The sequence below is a fragment of the Nonomuraea jabiensis genome, from assembly GCF_014204795.1.
Taxonomy (GTDB): Bacteria; Actinomycetota; Actinomycetes; order Streptosporangiales; family Streptosporangiaceae; genus Nonomuraea; species Nonomuraea jabiensis.
This window is the reverse complement of sequence record NZ_JACHMB010000001.1, coordinates 331373-348242: the sequence shown is the minus strand read 5'-3', so window position 1 is coordinate 348242 and position 16870 is coordinate 331373. Positions and strand designations below refer to the sequence as shown.

13 protein-coding genes are annotated in these 16870 nt (G+C 71.4%); 10 read left to right on the top strand and 3 right to left on the bottom strand.

Annotated features, from left to right (window positions below):
* Nucleotides 1–12: 12 nt before the first annotated feature.
* The 10 genes from HD596_RS01505 (at nt 13) to HD596_RS01460 (ending at nt 10872) form a co-directional block, all read left to right on the top strand.
* Entirely contained in the window at nt 13–171 is a 159-nt protein-coding gene (locus HD596_RS01505) for a hypothetical protein (RefSeq protein WP_185067519.1), read from the top strand.
* A 135-nt stretch (nt 172–306) separates the two neighbouring features.
* Complete coding sequence (locus HD596_RS01500; protein ID WP_185067518.1) at nt 307–456, top strand: hypothetical protein; 150 nt, start codon at nt 307–309, stop codon at nt 454–456.
* Nucleotides 456–968, top strand: a complete 513-nt coding sequence (locus HD596_RS01495) for a peroxiredoxin family protein (RefSeq protein WP_185067517.1) — start codon at nt 456–458, stop codon at nt 966–968. Before HD596_RS01500 ends, HD596_RS01495 begins: the two co-directional genes overlap by 1 nt.
* The gene (locus HD596_RS01490; protein ID WP_185067516.1) at nt 965–2809 is read left to right on the top strand and encodes an ABC transporter ATP-binding protein; all 1845 of its coding nucleotides are present in this window, start codon (nt 965–967) and stop codon (nt 2807–2809) included. Before HD596_RS01495 ends, HD596_RS01490 begins: the two co-directional genes overlap by 4 nt.
* 32 nt (nt 2810–2841) lie before the next feature.
* Complete coding sequence (locus tag HD596_RS01485) at nt 2842–3306, top strand: S26 family signal peptidase (RefSeq protein WP_221519128.1); 465 nt, start codon at nt 2842–2844, stop codon at nt 3304–3306.
* A gap of 5 nt (nt 3307–3311) precedes the next feature.
* A complete protein-coding gene (locus tag HD596_RS01480) occupies nt 3312–3584 on the top strand; it encodes a hypothetical protein (protein WP_185067514.1) in 273 nt (90 codons plus the stop codon).
* Nucleotides 3585–3904: 320 nt separating this feature from the next.
* A complete protein-coding gene (locus HD596_RS01475; protein WP_185067513.1) occupies nt 3905–4837 on the top strand; it encodes an ABC transporter ATP-binding protein in 933 nt (310 codons plus the stop codon).
* Between the two features lie 20 nt (nt 4838–4857).
* Nucleotides 4858–5574 carry an ABC transporter ATP-binding protein gene (locus HD596_RS01470; RefSeq protein WP_313042272.1) on the top strand — a complete coding sequence of 239 codons (717 nt, stop codon included), beginning with the start codon at nt 4858–4860 and terminating at the stop codon, nt 5572–5574.
* Between the two features lie 61 nt (nt 5575–5635).
* A complete protein-coding gene (locus tag HD596_RS01465; protein ID WP_221519127.1) occupies nt 5636–8764 on the top strand; it encodes an FtsX-like permease family protein in 3129 nt (1042 codons plus the stop codon).
* Nucleotides 8761–10872: an FtsX-like permease family protein gene (locus HD596_RS01460; RefSeq protein WP_185067510.1), complete on the top strand. Its 2112-nt coding sequence runs from the start codon at nt 8761–8763 to the stop codon at nt 10870–10872. The genes HD596_RS01465 and HD596_RS01460 overlap by 4 nt, the downstream gene beginning before the upstream one ends.
* A 101-nt stretch (nt 10873–10973) precedes the next feature.
* Here the strand turns inward: HD596_RS01460 and HD596_RS01455 are convergent, their stop codons facing one another.
* The 3 genes from HD596_RS01455 to HD596_RS01445 form a co-directional block, all read right to left on the bottom strand.
* The gene (locus HD596_RS01455) at nt 10974–13253 is read right to left on the bottom strand and encodes a rhamnogalacturonan lyase (protein ID WP_185067509.1); all 2280 of its coding nucleotides are present in this window, start codon (nt 13251–13253) and stop codon (nt 10974–10976) included.
* 133 nt (nt 13254–13386) lie between these two features.
* On the bottom strand, nt 13387–14769 hold the full coding sequence (locus HD596_RS01450; protein ID WP_185067508.1) for an FAD-dependent oxidoreductase: 1383 nt from the start codon (nt 14767–14769) through the stop codon (nt 13387–13389).
* A gap of 88 nt (nt 14770–14857) precedes the next feature.
* Nucleotides 14858–16849 carry an FHA domain-containing protein gene (locus HD596_RS01445; RefSeq protein ID WP_185067507.1) on the bottom strand — a complete coding sequence of 664 codons (1992 nt, stop codon included), beginning with the start codon at nt 16847–16849 and terminating at the stop codon, nt 14858–14860.
* Between the last annotated feature and the right edge of the window lie 21 nt (nt 16850–16870).

Below are 16870 nucleotides of genomic sequence, written 5' to 3'. Positions count from 1 at the left end.
AGAGGAGACATCATGATGGGTCTCGTAGATCGCCTGCTTGCCCGCGTCGCCCACAAGGTGACCGTGGAAGCCGCCTGCACCAACACCTACTACTGCAAGGACGGGGTCAAGTACCTTCGTTCTTGCTGCCTCGACCAGGGGTGCCAGACGGTCAGGGTCGGCACCTGCTGACGCGGTCGGCATAGCGTCCGCGGGCGGCGGTCGGCCGCCGCCCGCTCACCGGTTGAGGCGCGCGGATGGGGTACGCGCGGATCGGACCGGTACGTCCGCCGCCCTCTCGAAACGCGTCACCTGGTCCGCAACAGTTTGCTGATCGCCGCCTCGCTTGGCCTGCTGGTGCCCGGTGGCTCGCCCGCGCTCGACGGGACGGCCGCGGCAGCCGCCACGGGACTGATCGGGGCGAACCTGACCGCTTCCTTCGACGACATCGTCGATCTCTTCGTGAGGAACCCCTGATGCCCTACCTGACCGTCGCGGTCGTGCTCATCGGCGTGCTGTGCGTGTTGAACCTGCTGCTCACCCTGAGCCTCATCCGCCGGATACGACAGCTGGGCGAGGGAAACGTCCAGCATGCCGGACCTCCCCTCGCGCTGGGTCCCGGCTCACCCATCGGAGAGTTCGCCGCCGTCACCGTCGACGGCGAACCGGTGTCCCACGACTCGATCGCCGGACTGGTCGGGTTCTTCTCCGCCGGATGCGAACCCTGCCACAAGCTCCTTCCCCAGTTCGTGGCGCACGCCCGCGCGCTCGGACGGCAGAACGTGCTGGCGGTGGTCGCCGGGGACGAGGCCGAAATGGTGGCAGCACTCACGCCGGTGGCCCGGGTGATCGAGGAGGACTTCGACGGCCCGGTGGGCGGCGCGTTCCGGAACACATGGACGCCGGCGGTCTACCTTCTCGGCTCCGATCATCGCGTCGTCGCCGCAGGCGGTCGCCTGGAGGACCTCCCCGTCGCGTCGCCGGCATGAGCGGCGGCCAGGCCGACGTGGCCGGGGCGCGCAGCCCGGTCGGACTGCGGGAACTGGTCTCGGCCGCGGTGGAGGCCGTGTCTCTGACCTGGCGGTCAGCCTCAGGAGGCGTGACCGGCTATGTCTTCGTGACGCTCGCTGGGGCGGCGGCCCCGATTGTCACCGCATGGCTGACCAAATCGGTCATCGACCGGCTGGCCACCTCCGAAGGCACGGTCGCGGGGCTCGCGCTCGGGCTCGCGGCGGCGGGGCTGTCCGCCGCCGCGCTTCCGGGGACCAGCCGCTACCTGCGCGCTCAGACCGGCCGCCGTGCGGGAGCCGTCGCGACCGACCGGCTCTTCGCGGAGGCCGAGCGCCAGGTCGGTCTCCGGCGTTTCGAGGATCCGGTGTTCCTCGACCGGCTGCGCCTGGCGCAAGAGGGCGCCGGGACCACGGCCGACCTCGTCAGCGGATTGTGTGGAAGCCTGCACGGCATCTTGTCCCTCATCGGGTTCGTGGGGTCCCTGCTGATCCTCAGCCCCGTCATGACCGCGCTGGTGCTGCTGGCCGCCATCCCGGCGCTTGTCGCCGAACTGCTCCTGTCGCGCAGGCGGGCCGCCATGCAGTGGGACACCGAGCGGATCCACCGCCGCGAGTTCTTCTACAGCCGGCTGCTCACCGGCGTGCAGGCCGCCGTGGAGATCCGGCTGTTCGGCATCGGCGCGTTCCTTCGCGCACGGATGATGACCGAGCGGCGCGAGGCCGACGCCGCCGAGAGCCGGATGGACCGCCGGGAACTGCTCACTCAGGGCGGACTGACGGTACTGAGCGCGGCCGTCGCGGGCGCCGGCCTGTGGTGGGCGATCATGGCCGCTCGTCAGGGCTCGCTCAGTGTCGGCGACGTCGCCATGTTCGTCGCGGCCGTCGGTGGTGTGCAGGCCGCGCTGGACACGCTGGTCTCCTCGATCGCGTCCTTCCACCAGCAGCTCCTCACCTTCTCTCATTACGTCGCGGTGATCAGGGCCGAGCCTGATCTGCCGAGCGTGTCGCAAGGGACGGCTCCCGTGCTGCGCCGGGGCCTGGAGTTGCGAGATGTCTGGTTCCGCTACGACGACGATCATCCTTGGGTGCTGCGCGGCGTCGATCTGGCGATTCCACACGGCCGTTCGGTCGCCCTCGTCGGGTTGAACGGCGCGGGCAAGAGCACCCTCATCAAGCTTCTGTGCAGGATGTACGATCCGACGCGCGGCCAGATCCTGTGGGACGGCGTGGATCTGCGGGACATCCCGCCTCCCTCGCTCCGCGAGCGGATCAGCGCCGTGTTCCAGGACCACATGAACTTCGACATGTCCGCCGCCGAGAACATCGGGCTCGGCGACCTGTCCGCCCTGGACGAGCCGGCCCGGATCAGAGACGCGGCCGCCCGCGCAGGAGTGCACGACACGCTCTCGGGGCTGCCGCGCGGCTACGACACGCTGCTCACGCGCATGTTCTTCTCCGAGGCGGACAAGGGCGATCCGGAAACGGGGGTGGTGCTTTCTGGCGGGCAGTGGCAGCGCCTGGCACTGGCCAGGGCCCTTGTCCGCGATGGCAGGGATCTGATGATCCTCGACGAGCCCAGCTCCGGCCTCGACCCGGAGGCCGAGCACGAGGTCCACACCCGCATCCGGGAGTACCGGCAGGGTCGTACGAGCCTGCTGATCTCCCACCGGCTCAGCGCCGTTCGGGATGCCGACCTCATCGCCGTACTCCACGATGGGCGGATCGCCGAGTTGGGGCCGCACGAGGCACTGCTCTCCGCGAACGGCCACTACGCCCGCCTGTTCCGGCTCCAAGCCGCGGGATATCAGGAGGCGCGATGACGTGGAGCAGGCTGTTCCTCTTGGCAGGAGGCGTGCTGACGCTGGGCGCCTCGCTGTGGTGGATCCGCCGGCGCTACCTGGTCGCCACCGTCGACGGGCCGAGCATGGAACCCACCCTGCGCTCCGGGGACATGCTGCTCGTCCGCCGGACGAAGCTGGTCCACGCGGGTCAGATCGTGGTCGTCCGGATCGACGATCCACCGCCCATCGACGGGCTGCCGCCGGGTCTCGAACCGGGTGGCGAGGACGAGTTGCCGGAGAAGCCGGATCATCCCGGTTGGCGGTTGCTGGTAAAACGGGCGGTCGCCGTTCCCGGAGACCCCGTACCGAGACAGGGTTTTCCGGCGTTCCGCGACGCACCAGAGACCGTCGTGCCCCGGCATGCCTTGGTCGTGCTGGGCGACAATCCGGACGCCAGCTGGGACTCTCGGGACTTCGGTTTCGTGCGAGGCGACGAGTTCGTCGGCGTGATGGTGCGCCGCCTGGCACCGCCCTGACCGGGGTGACGACATGGGTCAACCTCGAAGACGTCAACGAGGTGGCCAGACGCCTCGAAATCACACCGGCAGCAACCACGACATGCGATTTCCCGACCGCCATGCGCTCATATGAGCCTCCCGAATATGCGTCCTATTGGAACGACCTTGAATCCAGGCCGTTCATGCCAACAGCAGAAGAGCTGGAGCAGTACCTCATCATCATGGGCAGAATCACCGGGCGATTCTACGACCGGGAATGGTTTGCATCACCTGGCCTGCTGTGCGCGCTTCCTTAATAGTCCAGCCGCACTTATCGATCTCGGCTTGTCGCCGCTGGTAGTGGCGTTGGGGTCGTTTCCGCAGACGTCTCCCGGCCCGTAGGCGCTGATGGTCCGGTCATCGTGGCGGAGCGTCGCCTGGATCGCGGAGGTCGCAGAACCGATCTCCGGGGTGAGCGGACGCAGTACGTGCCGGTCGTCCGAGCAGCACACGAGCAGGCCCGGCCCAGGGCTTCCCGCGAGCGCACGGTGCGGTATGAAAGGGGCTTGGGGTCCGATTTGCGAGGACGATAGAGTCTGGCCCGAAGGCAGAGCCGTGCCCGGGGTTGAGGAGGGGGATGTCCATCACGCCCTTATCCCTGCCGCAGCCTCCCGCGAAGGCGCCGGAGTTCGGACGGGACGCGCTGATCGTTTGCGAGAGTCTGGTGCGGATCTACCAGTCCGGGTCGGTCGAGGTGCAGGCGCTGCAGGGGCTGGACCTGGTCGTCGACAGCGGGGAGATGGTGGCCGTCGTCGGAGCGTCCGGGTCGGGGAAGTCGACGTTGCTGTCCATCCTGGCCGGGGTCGACGCTCCCACCGCCGGGCGGGTGCGGGTCGATCAGTGGAATCTGCTGGACATGTCGCGGGCCGATCGGGTCCGGTATCGGCGGCACACCGTGGGACTCGTACGCCAGCAGACGGCCGCCAACCTCATCCCGTACCTGACCGCGCGGCAGATGGTCGACCTGCCGATGACAGCGGCCCGCACTCCCGCCCGGGTACGCCGCAGGCGCGCTGCCGAGTTGCTGGACCTGCTCGACGTCGCCGATTGCGCCGAGCGGCGGCCCGCGCAGCTGTCCGGCGGGCAGCAGATGCGGGTGGCCATCGCGGTGGCCCTCGCCAACGAGCCCAGGGTGCTGCTGGCCGATGAGCCGACCGGCGAACTGGACAGCGCCACGTCGGCCGCGGTGTTCGGGCTGTTACGGGAGATCAACCGGCGGCTGGGCGTCACCGTCGTCATCGTGACCCACGATCCCGCGGTCAGCGGGCAGGTGGAGCGGACGGTGGCGATTCGCGACGGGCGCACGAGCAGCGAGGTTTTGCGGCGTACCGCCACCGGAGACGACGGCGCCCCGCAGGTGATCGCCGAGGAATACGCGGTGATGGACCGGGCCGGGCGGATCCAGGTGCCGCGCGACTACCGGGAGGCGCTGGCGTTGACGCGACGGGTCCGGCTGGTGCTGGAGGCCGATCACGTCGCGATCCGTCCCGACGGCGGCGGGCCCGGATGAACGGCGGGCCCCTGGTCAGGGTGCGTGGCGTTCATCGCCGGTACGGCAGCGGGGCGACCGCCGTGCACGCGTTGCGGGACGTGACGTTCGAGCTCGCGGCCGGCACCATGACCGCCCTCGTCGGGCGGTCCGGCTCCGGCAAGACCACGCTGCTCAACATCATCGGCGGCCTGGACCGCCCGGACTCCGGTACGGTCCTCGTCGACGGAACGGACGTCACCGCCCTCGACGAGGACGGCCTGTCCCTGCTGCGGCGGGAGAAGGTCTCGTACGTCTTCCAGACCTTCGGCCTGATCCCGGTGTTGTCGGCCGCGGAGAACGTGGGCGCCCCGCTGCGGCTGGCCCGCGTAGCGCCGGTGGAGCGGGAGCGGCGGGTCGCGCTGCTGCTGGAACTGGTCGGACTGGCCGCCCATGCCGAGCAGCTGCCCGCGGAGCTGTCCGGCGGGCAGCAGCAGCGGGTGGCGATCGCCCGGGCGCTGGCCGCCTCGCCCCGGCTGCTGATCGCGGACGAGCCGACCGGGCAGCTGGACGCCGAGACCGGTCTGTCGGTGATGGCGCTGCTGCGCGGGGTGGTGGAGTCCGAGGGGGTGACGGCGCTGGTCTCCACGCATGATCCGACGATGCTCGCGCTGGCGGATCGGGTGATCCGCATCAACGACGGGCATCTCGACGAGCATCCCGGCATGCACTCTGACGGGCAGCTCTACGAGCGCTCCAACGGTCGGGGCGATTCGTGATCAGTAAGAGTGGTGGTCCGTGCTGAGGCTGGTCGCCCGGCGAGCCCGTGCGCAATGGCCCTTGCTGGCAGCCCTCCTCGCCGTCGCCGTGGTCGGCCCCACGCTGCTGGGCACCTGCGCCCTCCTGCTCACCCGTACCGCCGAGCAGGCGCTGGAGACCGCCGCCTCTCGCGCCACCCCCGACCAGATCGACGTCACCGCCTACACCGTCACCGTTCGCGGCGAGCACGCGAGATCCGTCGCCGACGACACCCGCGGCGTGCTGACCTCGGCCCTCGCTCCGTTCGCGACGACGACGGCCGCGCGCGCCTCGTCCGCGATGCGGTCGCTCCCCAGCGCCGGTGTTCCGGCTGTGGCGTACCTGTCGGGGATGGAGGACCTGCCGGCCCGCACCCGACTGGCCGCCGGACGCCTGCCGCGGGCGGGTGCCGCGCCGGCGGAGGCCGTTGTCCTGGAGAGCACCGCACGGCAGCTGGGCCTGACCGTCGGCAGCCGGGTCCGCCTCGGCAGAGAGCTGGCCGACGATCCCGACCAGAGGATCGAGGTGAGCGTGGTCGGGGTCGTACGCCCGCTGCCGGTCACCGGCTGGGACCGTGACCCCCTCGCCGCCTCCGGATACGATCCGGCCTACCGCGACGGCCGCTCCGCACAGCCGGTTCACGCGTACGGGCCGTTCATCGTCGACCTCGCCGACCTGCTCGGCGGCGGCTCCACCCTCGACCGGCTCGAGATCAGCGCCCACCCCGACCTGTCCGCCCCCGCCGGCCGTGACCTCGACACCGTCACCCAGGCCGTGCTCGGCGCCGACCGCCGGCTGGGGCAGACGCTCGGCGACCGGGTACGGATCCAGCGAGTCGCCTCCCGATTGCCCTCGACCCTGCTGGCCGCCCACGATCAGCAGCGGGTCACCACGGCCGCGGTGCTCGCCGTCGCCGCCATCGGCCTCGTCCTGACCGCGACCGCCCTCGCCCTCGCCGGTCGGCTCAGCGCCGGTGTGCGCGGCGACGAGACCGCCCTGCTGTCCGCGCTGGGCGTCGGCCGCGGCCAGCTCGCCACCGCCGCGCTCGTCGAGGCCGGCGCGCTCGCCGTGCTCGCCACCGCGGTCGCGATCCCGGCCTCGTCCGCCCTGCACGCCGGGCTGACCCGGCTGCCGCCGATGGCCGGGGCCGGGCTCGCCACGCCTTTCGGCGTGAACGCCGCACAGGTGCTGTCCGTCGCCGGTGGCGCGCTGGCGCTGGCGGTGGTGCTCGTCGTGCCCTCGCTGCGGACCCCCTCCGGAGGTGTACGCGGGCGGCGGGATCTGCTCGCCCGATCCGGCGCCGATGTGCTGCTCGTGGCGCTCGCCGCCGTCGGCTGGTGGCAGTTACGCGATCAGCCGACCGGTTCGGGGTCTCCCGTCGACGCCGTACGGGTGCTTGCTCCCGCGCTGCTGCTCATCGCCGGATCCGCGGTGGCGTTGCGCCTGGTGTGGCCCGCCTTGCGCGCTGTGGAACGGCTGGCCGGCCGGGCTCGCGGGCTGATCGTTCCGCTGGCCGCGTTCGAAGCCGCCCGCAGGCCACAGGCGGTCGCGGCGGGGCTGCTCATCGGGCTGGGCTGCGCGGCGGCCACGTACGGGATCGGGTTCGACGCCACGTGGCAGCGCTCCCAGCAAGAGCAGGCCGATCTGTCCGTCGGCACCGATCTCGCGCTCACGCTCACCGCCCCGCCCGCCGCCGGGCAGGGCCCAGTGGTCGGCGCGGCCACCGGGGGAGAGGTGAGCCCGGCCACCGATCGTGGCGTCGCGGTCGGGCAGTGGCTCGGCGGCGCCGGTGACCCGCCGCGGCTGATCGCCGTGGACACCACTCGTGCCGGGGCGCTGCTGCGCGGACGGCTGAACGACGGACGCACCTGGAACGCGCTGGGCGCCGCTCTCGCGCCGCCGACGCGCGCCGCCGGTGTTCCCGTACCGGCCGGAGCCGCGCTCTCCCTGGTCGCTGACGCGACCGGTACGACGCCGCTCACCGTGACGCCCCGGCTGCTGTTCCAGGATGCGACAGGGCTGCGTACGCCCTGCACCGGTGAACCCATCCCGCTCGACGGCAAAGCGCATCCGCTGCCGGACTGCGCGACGGCCGAAGGGCTCCGGCTGGTCGCGGTGTCCCTTCCGTTCGCGATCGCGACGGGGAACGTCGGCACCGGCCACTCCGATGCCCTGGCGGACGCCCCGACGGGGGAGAGCCGCGTCGCCGTGACTCTCACCGTGGCGGGAACGGCCTCTGGGACATCGCCCTGGACCGCCACCTCGGCCGGGCCGGCCCCCGGGCAGCTCGGCACTCCGGCCGTCGCCCTGACCAGCACCTCCGCGGGCACCGAGCTGAGGATGACCACGACCGTCGCGCTGAAGGGCCCGCCTGACGCCGCCAGGACCCTGGTCGCCACTGCTTTCCCGGCACCGGGACCGGTGCCCGTCGCCGTCTCCGCCCGCTTCGCCGACGAGGTGGGCGCCCGGCGCGGCTCCCGGCTCGACCTCACCGTCGGCCTCACCCCCGTACAGGTCAGCGTGGCCGAGGTGCTGCCGGCCGTGCCGTCCGCTCCGGGTGCCGCGGCCATCCTGGCCGACTTCGACGCCCTCTCCCGCGCCCTCGCCGTCAGCGGCGACTTCGACGTGCCCGTGGACGCGTGGTGGGTCGGCCATCCCGCCAGAGGTGATGCGGCCGATCTCCGCCTCGGCAGCGTCACCACGCGCGCGTCCGAGACCGCCCGGCTCACCGGCGGTCCGCTGCGGGCCGGGCTCCCGGCCGTGCTCCGGCTGCTCGTACCGGCCGCAGTGCTGCTGATGATCGCCGGGATCGTCCTGCACGTGACGTTCGACCTGCGGGCCCGCGCGGTCGAGATGGCGCGCCTGCGGGGGCTCGGGATGACCCGGCGCGAGATCCGTACCGTGCTGCTCGGCCAGCACGTCGGCATCCTGCTGCCGCTGCTCGCGGTGGGCGCGGTCGTCGGCGCGCTGGCCACCCGCGTCGTCGCGCCGCTGCTCGTCCGCTCCGACACCGGTGCCGCTCCCGTTCCCGAGGTGCTGCCCGTCTGGCCGTGGGCCGCCGAGGCCGCCCTGCTCACCGGGCTGCTGGCCGGGTGCGCGCTGGCGGTGAGCGTGGTGGTCGTCGTCCAGGCCCGGCTTGCCGATGCCGCGTATCTGCGGGTGGCGTCGTGAGGATCCCGGCGCCGCACTGGCCCAGCGTCGTCGGCCGCGCCCGCGCGGACGCCGGGCCGCTGCTCCTGGCCGCCGTCGTGGTGGCGGTCGTCACGCTGCTCGCCGGCGCGATGCCGCCGACGTTGTCGGCGACCGCCGACTCCGCCGTACGGGACGCGGTACGCAGGACCGGCGGCGACCTCCAGGTCCACGCCCGCATGGAAGGCGACGACGGGCCGGCCGGCAGCCGCGTCCGGCACCCCCGCCTCGCCGAGGACGTCGACGACTTCCGAGCCAGGGCGACGGACGAACTCGGCCCCGGCCTGCGCGCCGCCCTGCGTCCACCCGTCGCCACCGTCACCAGCCCCACCCTCAAGATCACCGATGGCAGCGTGCTGCGTACGTTCCAGCTCGCCTACGTGGCCCGCGACGGTGGGCCCGACGTGACCTGGATCGCGGGCGGCCCGCCCCGGCCCACCGCCTCCGCGACGGCGGAGGTTCCCTACGGCGCGCCGCCGTGGCCGGTGCAGGTGGGCCTGTCGGAGGCGGACGCCGCCGCTCTCCAGCTCCGTCCCGGCGCCCGCATCCCGCTGGCAGACGACCAGGGGAATGTCAAGAAGGTCCAGGTCAGCGGCATCTTCCGGCCTCGGGACAGCGCCGATCCCGCCTGGCGGCTCCTCCCCTCGCTGCTGAGTCCCGTCGCCGGCGCGGACGGCACGGGCAGCACCCGGTTCGCCGGGCTGCTGTCACGCGACTCGCTGCCCGATGCCCGGCTCGCCTTCGGCCAGGACGAGTTGCGGCGTACCGTCTGGTTCACGCCCGACCCGGCCCGGCTCACCTGGGACGCGGTCCCGTCGGTCGCCGCGAAGGTGGTCGCGCTCAAGGCGGCCTCCGGCTCCTCCGGCGCCCGGGACGGCTCGCTGAAGTGGGAGACCCGGCTCGACGGGGTGTTGCGGAACGTGAGCTCCCAGGTCGACGCCGCGTTCGCGCAGGCGTCCCTCCTGCTCGTCACCCTGCTCGCCGTCGCGGTCCTGGTCCTGCTGCTCGCCGCCGACCTGCTGGTACGCCGCCGTGCCCCCGCCCTGGCCGCCGCCCGGCAGAGAGGGATGTCGCTACCGGTGATCGGTGGCGAGCTGCTGCTCGAATCCGCCGTGATGGCGCTGCTGGCCGCGGCGGCCGGGCTCGGACTGGCCCGGGCCGTCGCGCCGGGGGTCTCCTGGGAGTGGGTGGCTCCCGTGGTGGTCACCGCCGTCGCCGCCGGACCGGGGTTCGGCACGCTCACCGCCGCCCGCGCCACCCGGGATCGCCGCGTCCCGGCCAACCGGAGTGCGCGGCGGTGGCTGCGTAACACCGTACGACTGCGGCGGGCCGCCCTTGAGACCGGGGTGCTGGTGGCCTCGTCCGGCGCCGTCGTCGCTCTGTACCAGCGTGGAATCGGTGGCGGGGTGCTGCCTGCGAGCGCGCCCGCCCTCTGCGCGCTCGCAGGCGCGCTCATGCTGGCGCGGGCGCTGCCCCTCGCGATGCGCTTCGTGCTCAAGCGGCTTCTGCGGTCGAGCCGGCCGCTGGCGGTGTTCGGGGCCGCGAGGGCGGCGGCGACCTCTGCCCGGGTGCTGCCGCTGCTGGTGCTCGTGACCTCCGTGGCCCTGGCCTCGTACGCTCTCACCTTCGGCGCCGCTGTCGGCCACGGGACTGCGGAGGGGCCGCTGGCCTCGGGACTGCTGCGGTTGGCGTGGGTCTCGGCGGTGACCCTGCCGGCTCTGGGCCTGCTGGGACTCGCTCTCGGCACGGCAGCCGGCGCGCCGGAGCGCTGGCAGACCCTGACCCGGCTGCGCACCCTCGGGCTGCGGCCCCGGGAGGCCCGCTGGGTCGCCGCGGGAGAACTGCTGCCGCCGGTGGTGGTCGCCGCTGTGGGCGGTCCGCTGCTCGGGGTGCTGCTCGCCCGCCTGACGTTCGGCTCGCTCGCCCTGCACCTGCTCACCGGCGCCGATCCGGCCCTGGCGTTGCCGTGGTGGGGGCTCGGTCTGGTGGCGGCCGTGTTCCTGGCGGCCGTCGCCGTCCTGGTGCCCGTCGAATCGGCGCTACGCCGCCGCCGACGGCTGAGCGAGGTACTCCGCGCGGGCGACAGCTGAGCCGGCCGACTGCCGGCGACCCCTGCGCGAGCCTGCTCCCACCAACCCCAGCTCGGTGGATGCGAGCTGGGGTTCCTCTTCGAAGCCGTGGCACGTCCGGGTCAGCGGATCCTGGGGATCGGGACCTTGGACCAGTCGAGGTCGGAGGCGAGGTAGAAGCTGGGGTAGGCCGGCTGGTTGTAGCCCGTCTGCTGCCTGGCCACCTCGACGCGGTACTGCGGATCGTGCATCAAGGTGTAGAGCTTGCGGTCGGTCACCTCCGTGCTGAGGTAGATGCGGGCCGCGCGGCTGTCGGCGGTGCGGACGACCAGCTCCTCGCGCCAGTCGCCAAAGACGTCGGCGACCAGGCCGGGGTTGCCCTTGGTCCAGTTGTTGGTGAGCGTGCCGGTGGCGGTGAGCAGCGTGCCGCGCTTCCAGTCGTCGATCGTGGGGGTCTGGAGCTCGGTGGTGGCCGTGCCGTTGATGAGCTGGGTGGTCATGTCGGCCGCCCAGCGGATGCTCTGGTTCGTGCCAGGTGTGACACGGCCCAGATGCTCGCCACGGACCGACCAGAGGCCGGAGACGATCTCCTGGTTGGGGGGCATCGAGGACCATGCCTCAAGGCCGCGGACCGCGGGGTCGATGTCGCCGACCATCCCGCGCCCGGTGTCCCGGCCGCTGTAGCCGCCGAAGAGCACCTTGCCGGTGGCGGCGTCCCGCATGGCCCAGCCGTACGGCGCCCAGGCCCCGCCCTCGTGCACGCTCCAGATCTCCAGGCCGGGCCGGTCAGGGTCGAGGTCGCCGACGTGCATGGCGTCGCCGTGGCCGAGCCGGACGTTCTGGCCTGGGACGCTGCTCTCCGGCGGGGCCACGTCGAAGGAGGAGTACAGCAGGCTGCCGTCGTCGTCGATGGTGGCCCCGCCGTACACGATCTCCTGCTTGCCGTCGCCGTCCACGTCGGCGACACTCATTGAGTGGAAGCCCTGGGTGGTGAGGGTGGCGTAGGCGGGGTTGCTGCCGTTGACGCCGTGCGGGCCGGCGTTGAAGGGATTGGCCATCGGGGCGTGGCCGCTGTCGACGTACCAGACCTCCTTCAGCTTGTGGCCGTTCCAGGTGTAGGCGACCAGGGTGGTACGGGTGTAGTAACCGCGGGCGAAGACCGCTGACGGGCGTTTGCCGTCCAGGTAGGCCACCGAGGACAGGAATCGGTCGACCCGGTTGCCCGGCTCGATGCGGGCCATGGCGTAGTCGCCCCACAGGAGCCCGTCGTCGCCGCGTCCCGGCTTGTAGGGGATCGTCTGAAGCTCCCTGCCTGTGGCGCCGTCGAACACCGACAGGTATTCGGGGCCCGTGAGAATGAACCCGGCGAATTCCCGCAGGCGGTTGTTGCCGCTGCGGGCGGGCGCGTAGACGTCGACGAAGTAGGTGGCGAGCTCGACCGCGGACTCGCGGGAGAGCGGGTAGCTGTGTGTGGGCGCGATGCCGAAGGCCTGCTCCAGCGTGGCGGGCCAGTGCCCGGCGACCACTTCGGGGTGCTCGTGCCACTTCATGAACATCTCGACGACGTGCTCGAAATAGCCGGCGGCGCTCAGCCGGTAGTCGTCGGTGTGCGAGTGGCCCGCCTTGACGTCGTGCTCCGGCATGGTGATGTAGCGCTCGCCGATCACGTTACCGGCGGCGTCGTAACGGATCTGCCGGGTGCCCGGCGCCGTCTTGACCATCAGTTCCGAACGGCCGTCGCCGTCGAAGTCGTAGACGAGGAACTGCGTGTAGTGAGCGCCCGACCTGATGTTGACGCCGAGGTCCAGCCGCCACAGCAGCCTGCCGTCGAGCGTGTAGGTGTCCAGGTACGTGGGACCGGTGTAGCCGCGCTGGGAGACGTCCTTGGAGTTGGAGGGCTCCCACTTGACGACGAGTTCGTACCGGCCGTCGCCGTCCACGTCGCCGACGCTCATGTCGTTGGCGGCGTAGGTGTAGGCCTCGCCGACCGGTGTGACGCCGTCGGCGGGTTTGCGGAGCGGTACGTGATGAAACGTTTCACTCCAAGGCCGGCTCGCGGCGCTCGAACGGCCTTCCTTGCCGCGGATTATCGGTGCCACGCTGTAGCGGGATGTGGCGGTTCCAGTGGGGTCGAGGTAATTCGTGCTGTCGGTGACCGTGGCGATCGGGCGGCCGTCGCGATAGACGCGGAAGTCGGCGCCGACCATGCCGCCGCTGCCGCTTCCGGTCACCTCGGTGCCGAGAAGACGCCAGCTCAGGAAGACACCGTTGGGGACGGTGGCGGCGACCAGCCCGCGGTCGAGACGCTCCATCTTGATGCGGACGTCCGCGATGGCGGGAGTGGCCGGGAGGACGCACACGAGGGTGGCCAGGATCAGGAGGGTGAACCGTAAGTGGCGCATGGGGGTGCTCCTCGGGGGCGCCGTTTGGCGTTGAAACGATCTAATCGTTCGAAGAGTATGAACGTTCACATTTCCGCGTCAAGGCCTTGTGAGGTCGCGAGGGTTTGAGGTTTGCCCACTGTGGAGCAGTGGCTTACAGCTGGTCGGCCAGCCGCCGGGCCGCGACCTGCACGATGTCCCACGCGGTGGCGAACGGCGGCGCGTACGACAAGTCGGACCAGGCCAGGTCATCAACGGTCGCGCCGTGCCACAACGCGGTGGCAACGGTGTCGATACGTTTGCCCGCGCCACGCCCCCCAACGATCTGCGCGCCCAACAGCCGATGGTCCGACGGCGCCGCCAGCAACTTCACCGCGACCGGGTCGGCCTCGCTCATGTAGCCGCTGGCCGTGCTGCCTTCGGTGACCAGGGACGTCACCTCGATGCCGGCGGCGGCCGCCTCACGCTCGTTCAGACCGGTACGGGCGATCTCCAAGTAGGTCGGGCCCTCGGCGAATCGGGTGATCGCGGTGCCCAGCACGCCGCCGAACCGCAGCGCGCCTGGTGTGACGAGGTTGGTGCCGACGATCCGGCCCTGCTTGTTGGCATGGGTGCCGAGCGGCATGTAGGTCCACGAGCCGGTGAGCCGATGCCGGGTCTCGCAGCAATCACCGGCGGCCCAGATCCCGTCGGCCAGGCTCCCGTCCGGCTCGGGTCGCAGACCGCCATTGGGGCCGCTCGGCAACTTGTCGAGGTCAAGGTAAGCGGTGTTCGGCGTGATCCCCAGCGCCAGCACGACCAGGTCCGCCGGATAGCGCTCGCCTTCCGCGGTGTACACGCCACGCACCCGTCCGTCCGCCACGTCCAGCCGCACGACCGGTGAGCCGACCACGACTCGGACTCCCGCCTCGTGCATCCCCTTCTCGACGCGCGCGGACAGGTCCGGGTCCAGGGAACTCATCACCCGAGTCCGGGTGATCACGGTGACCTCGCAGCCACGCCTCCTGGCGGCCTCGGCCATCTCGACGCCGATGTAGCCGCCGCCTGCGACGACCACCCGGCCACTGCCCTTGGGCAGTCTCACGAGCAGGTCCAGCCAGGCAGCGCCGTCGGTGAGCGTTTTGACCGGCGCGACGCCGGCGTACCGTTGCCCGGTGCCGGGGTGGACGGCCCAGTCCGGCACCACGGCCGACGCACCGGTCGCGATCACCAGCTCGTCGTAGCCCAACACCTGCTCACCGTCGGCATCCTGGTAGGTGACGGTGCGGGCCTGTCGGTCGATCCCGGTCGCGGTGGCGCCGAGCCGCAGGTCGATCCCGGCTGCCCGGTGCTCCTCGGCGGTGCGGGCCACCAGGTCGTTGCCACTGGACACGTCTCCGGCGACCCAGTAGGGGATGCCACAGGCGGAGTACGACGTATCGCCGGTCGCCTCCAGCGCGGTCACCGCCAGCTTGCTCCCGGCCGCCCGGATCGCCTGGTGCGCCGCACTCATCCCTGCTGCATCGGCTCCGATGACCAGCAGACGGGTGGCGCTCACCGGGTCACGTCAATCGAGGCCATGGCTTGGAGCCTATCCAGCTCCGGACGGAGGTGGAGCCCTCGACAGAAGCAGTGAGCTGCGATGTCTACCATGGGGCCGGTGCCGCTGGCCGTGGCGATCGGCTTGTCGACCTGGAGATCAGCCTGGTGTGCTGTTCGCGCTCGCTGGCGAGGCGTGGAGCCCACACAGGTTCTCCACCCGGAGCGGACGCGGGCTCCTCGCGGTAGAAGATGTCGATGTCGACCTCTTCGCCGCCCATGACCACGGTGTCCCACGCGTCGCTGATGACCAGGATGCGCAGAGTCTCAGCCGACAGCCGGCCGAGGTGGGCCCGCAGGGCGGCGTCGTCGGGCAGGCCGGAGACGCGCTGTGACAGACGGCCCCGGATGTTCCCGAGCCGGTTCATCAGTGTGTCGATGTCCGCCGCGACCTGCGCGTCGGAACTCGGAGCGGCCTGCGCGTCGGCGCAGCCTTCGGCGATGTTGTCCTTGATGGCACGGGTGACGCCGTCCTCGTCGGTAGTGACCATCGCCTGCCAGGCACGGCTCTTGTGCCGGTACTGGAGCATCGCCATGGCTGCCTCGTGACGGATGAAGTCCGCGTCGCGGAAGGGCCGCCCGCGCCAGGCCTGGCTGAGCGACCGGGCCAGAGAGATGGCCGAGGCCAGCCCGCTGTTGAGCCCGCGCCCCGGCCAGAAGTGGATGGCGTTGGCGGCGTCGCCGAGCAGGAAGCCGTACGTGCCCGGAGTGGTGGACGTAGGGGCGTGCAGGCGCGCGGTGAAGCGCGGCCGCTGCACCATGTCGAGCCGGAAGGCGGTGACGGCGCTGAGGTTGTACTCGGCCACGCCGAACATCGCCAGCCCTTCCTGCACCCGCCGCCACAGGGCGGACCCTTTGAGCAGGGCGGGCAGGAACAAGGTGCCGTGCGTGGAGCAGTGGAAGTCGCCGTCGTCGGTGCGGCCCATCATGCACGGGTTGGCGGCGACACACTCCTCGAACACGCGACGTACGGGATCGATGCCGATGACCTCCGCGGCTTCCTCGTCGGTGAGCCGCATGTTGAGGAAACCCTCGCCGCCCAGGGCGTTGAGCAGGTAGCGGTTCTGGGCCACGGTCAGCAGGACCGACATGGCGTCGGGCAGGTCGGACTTGACGCGTAAGCCCAGCACGACATCCTGCAGGTGCTTGCCGTTCAGGGAGTAGATCGAGCTGTCGGCGGTGCCGAACTTGCCGGTGAAATGCTCCCGCGTGCGCGAACGGCCACCCTCGCAGATGGCGAGCACATGATCCTGCTTCGCGCTGTCGCCATGCTCGTCGGGATCGAAGCGGGTGGGGACGAGCCGGATGCGGTCGGACTTCTCGCCGGCCATCTCCAGGAGCGTGTCCTCGATGTAGGCGATGCGCAGGTTGCGCGGGGCGTGTCCGCGGATGGAGTCGGGGCCGGGCGGCCACATCTCGGAGTACGCCCCGGGCTTGAACAGCCGAGCCTGCACCGGGTCCGGGAGGTTCAGGTACTGGCGGCTCTGAACCGTGACGACCTGCTGGCGCCGTACATTGCCCTGATCTTGCCCCTTCCACGCGACCTGAGCACCGTCCTGGGTCCAGCGGCCGTCGTAAACAGTGACGACGACCCGTGATCCCATGAGGTGCTCCAGGAGGAGCGCGAAGCTCAGCCCGACGGGCCCACCGCCGGAGACGGTCACCCGGAGTACCGGCCCCGGATCGACCGACGGGGCGGGTCCCCTCGCCTGCAGCAACGGGGATACGCCGTAGACCGTCGCGACGTCGTCGGAGGGCAGGAAGCGGAACTGCTCGTCGCCGATCGTGATCAGGTCGCCCGGTTGGAGCACCTGTGAGGTGACGCGCCTGCCGTTGACCAGCGTTCCGTTCCGGCTTCCCAGGTCGTGCAGGATGTAACGCCCTGCCTCGTGGCGTATCTCGGCGTGGCGGCGCGAAGCTCGTTCGCTGGAGAGCACCACGTTGCAGTCTTGCCTGCGGCCGAAGGTGGTCGGCGTGTCACCGAGCGGGAAGTGGCGGTCGGTGAGGGGGCCGTCGTGTCCGACGATGGAAGGGGGCATGATGCCTTCCTTATCGTGACA

Excerpts from the sequence above, each read along its gene's own strand:
- HD596_RS01505 (WP_185067519.1), top strand. The coding sequence starts at position 13 with ATGATGGGTCTCGTAGATCGCCTGCTTGCCCGCGTCGCCCACAAGGTG.
- HD596_RS01495 (WP_185067517.1), top strand. The coding sequence starts at position 456 with ATGCCCTACCTGACCGTCGCGGTCGTGCTCATCGGCGTGCTGTGCGTG.
- HD596_RS01490 (WP_185067516.1), top strand. The coding sequence starts at position 965 with ATGAGCGGCGGCCAGGCCGACGTGGCCGGGGCGCGCAGCCCGGTCGGA.
- HD596_RS01475 (WP_185067513.1), top strand. The coding sequence starts at position 3,905 with ATGTCCATCACGCCCTTATCCCTGCCGCAGCCTCCCGCGAAGGCGCCG.
- HD596_RS01455 (WP_185067509.1), bottom strand. The coding sequence starts at position 13,253 with ATGCGCCACTTACGGTTCACCCTCCTGATCCTGGCCACCCTCGTGTGC.
- HD596_RS01445 (WP_185067507.1), bottom strand. The coding sequence starts at position 16,849 with ATGCCCCCTTCCATCGTCGGACACGACGGCCCCCTCACCGACCGCCAC.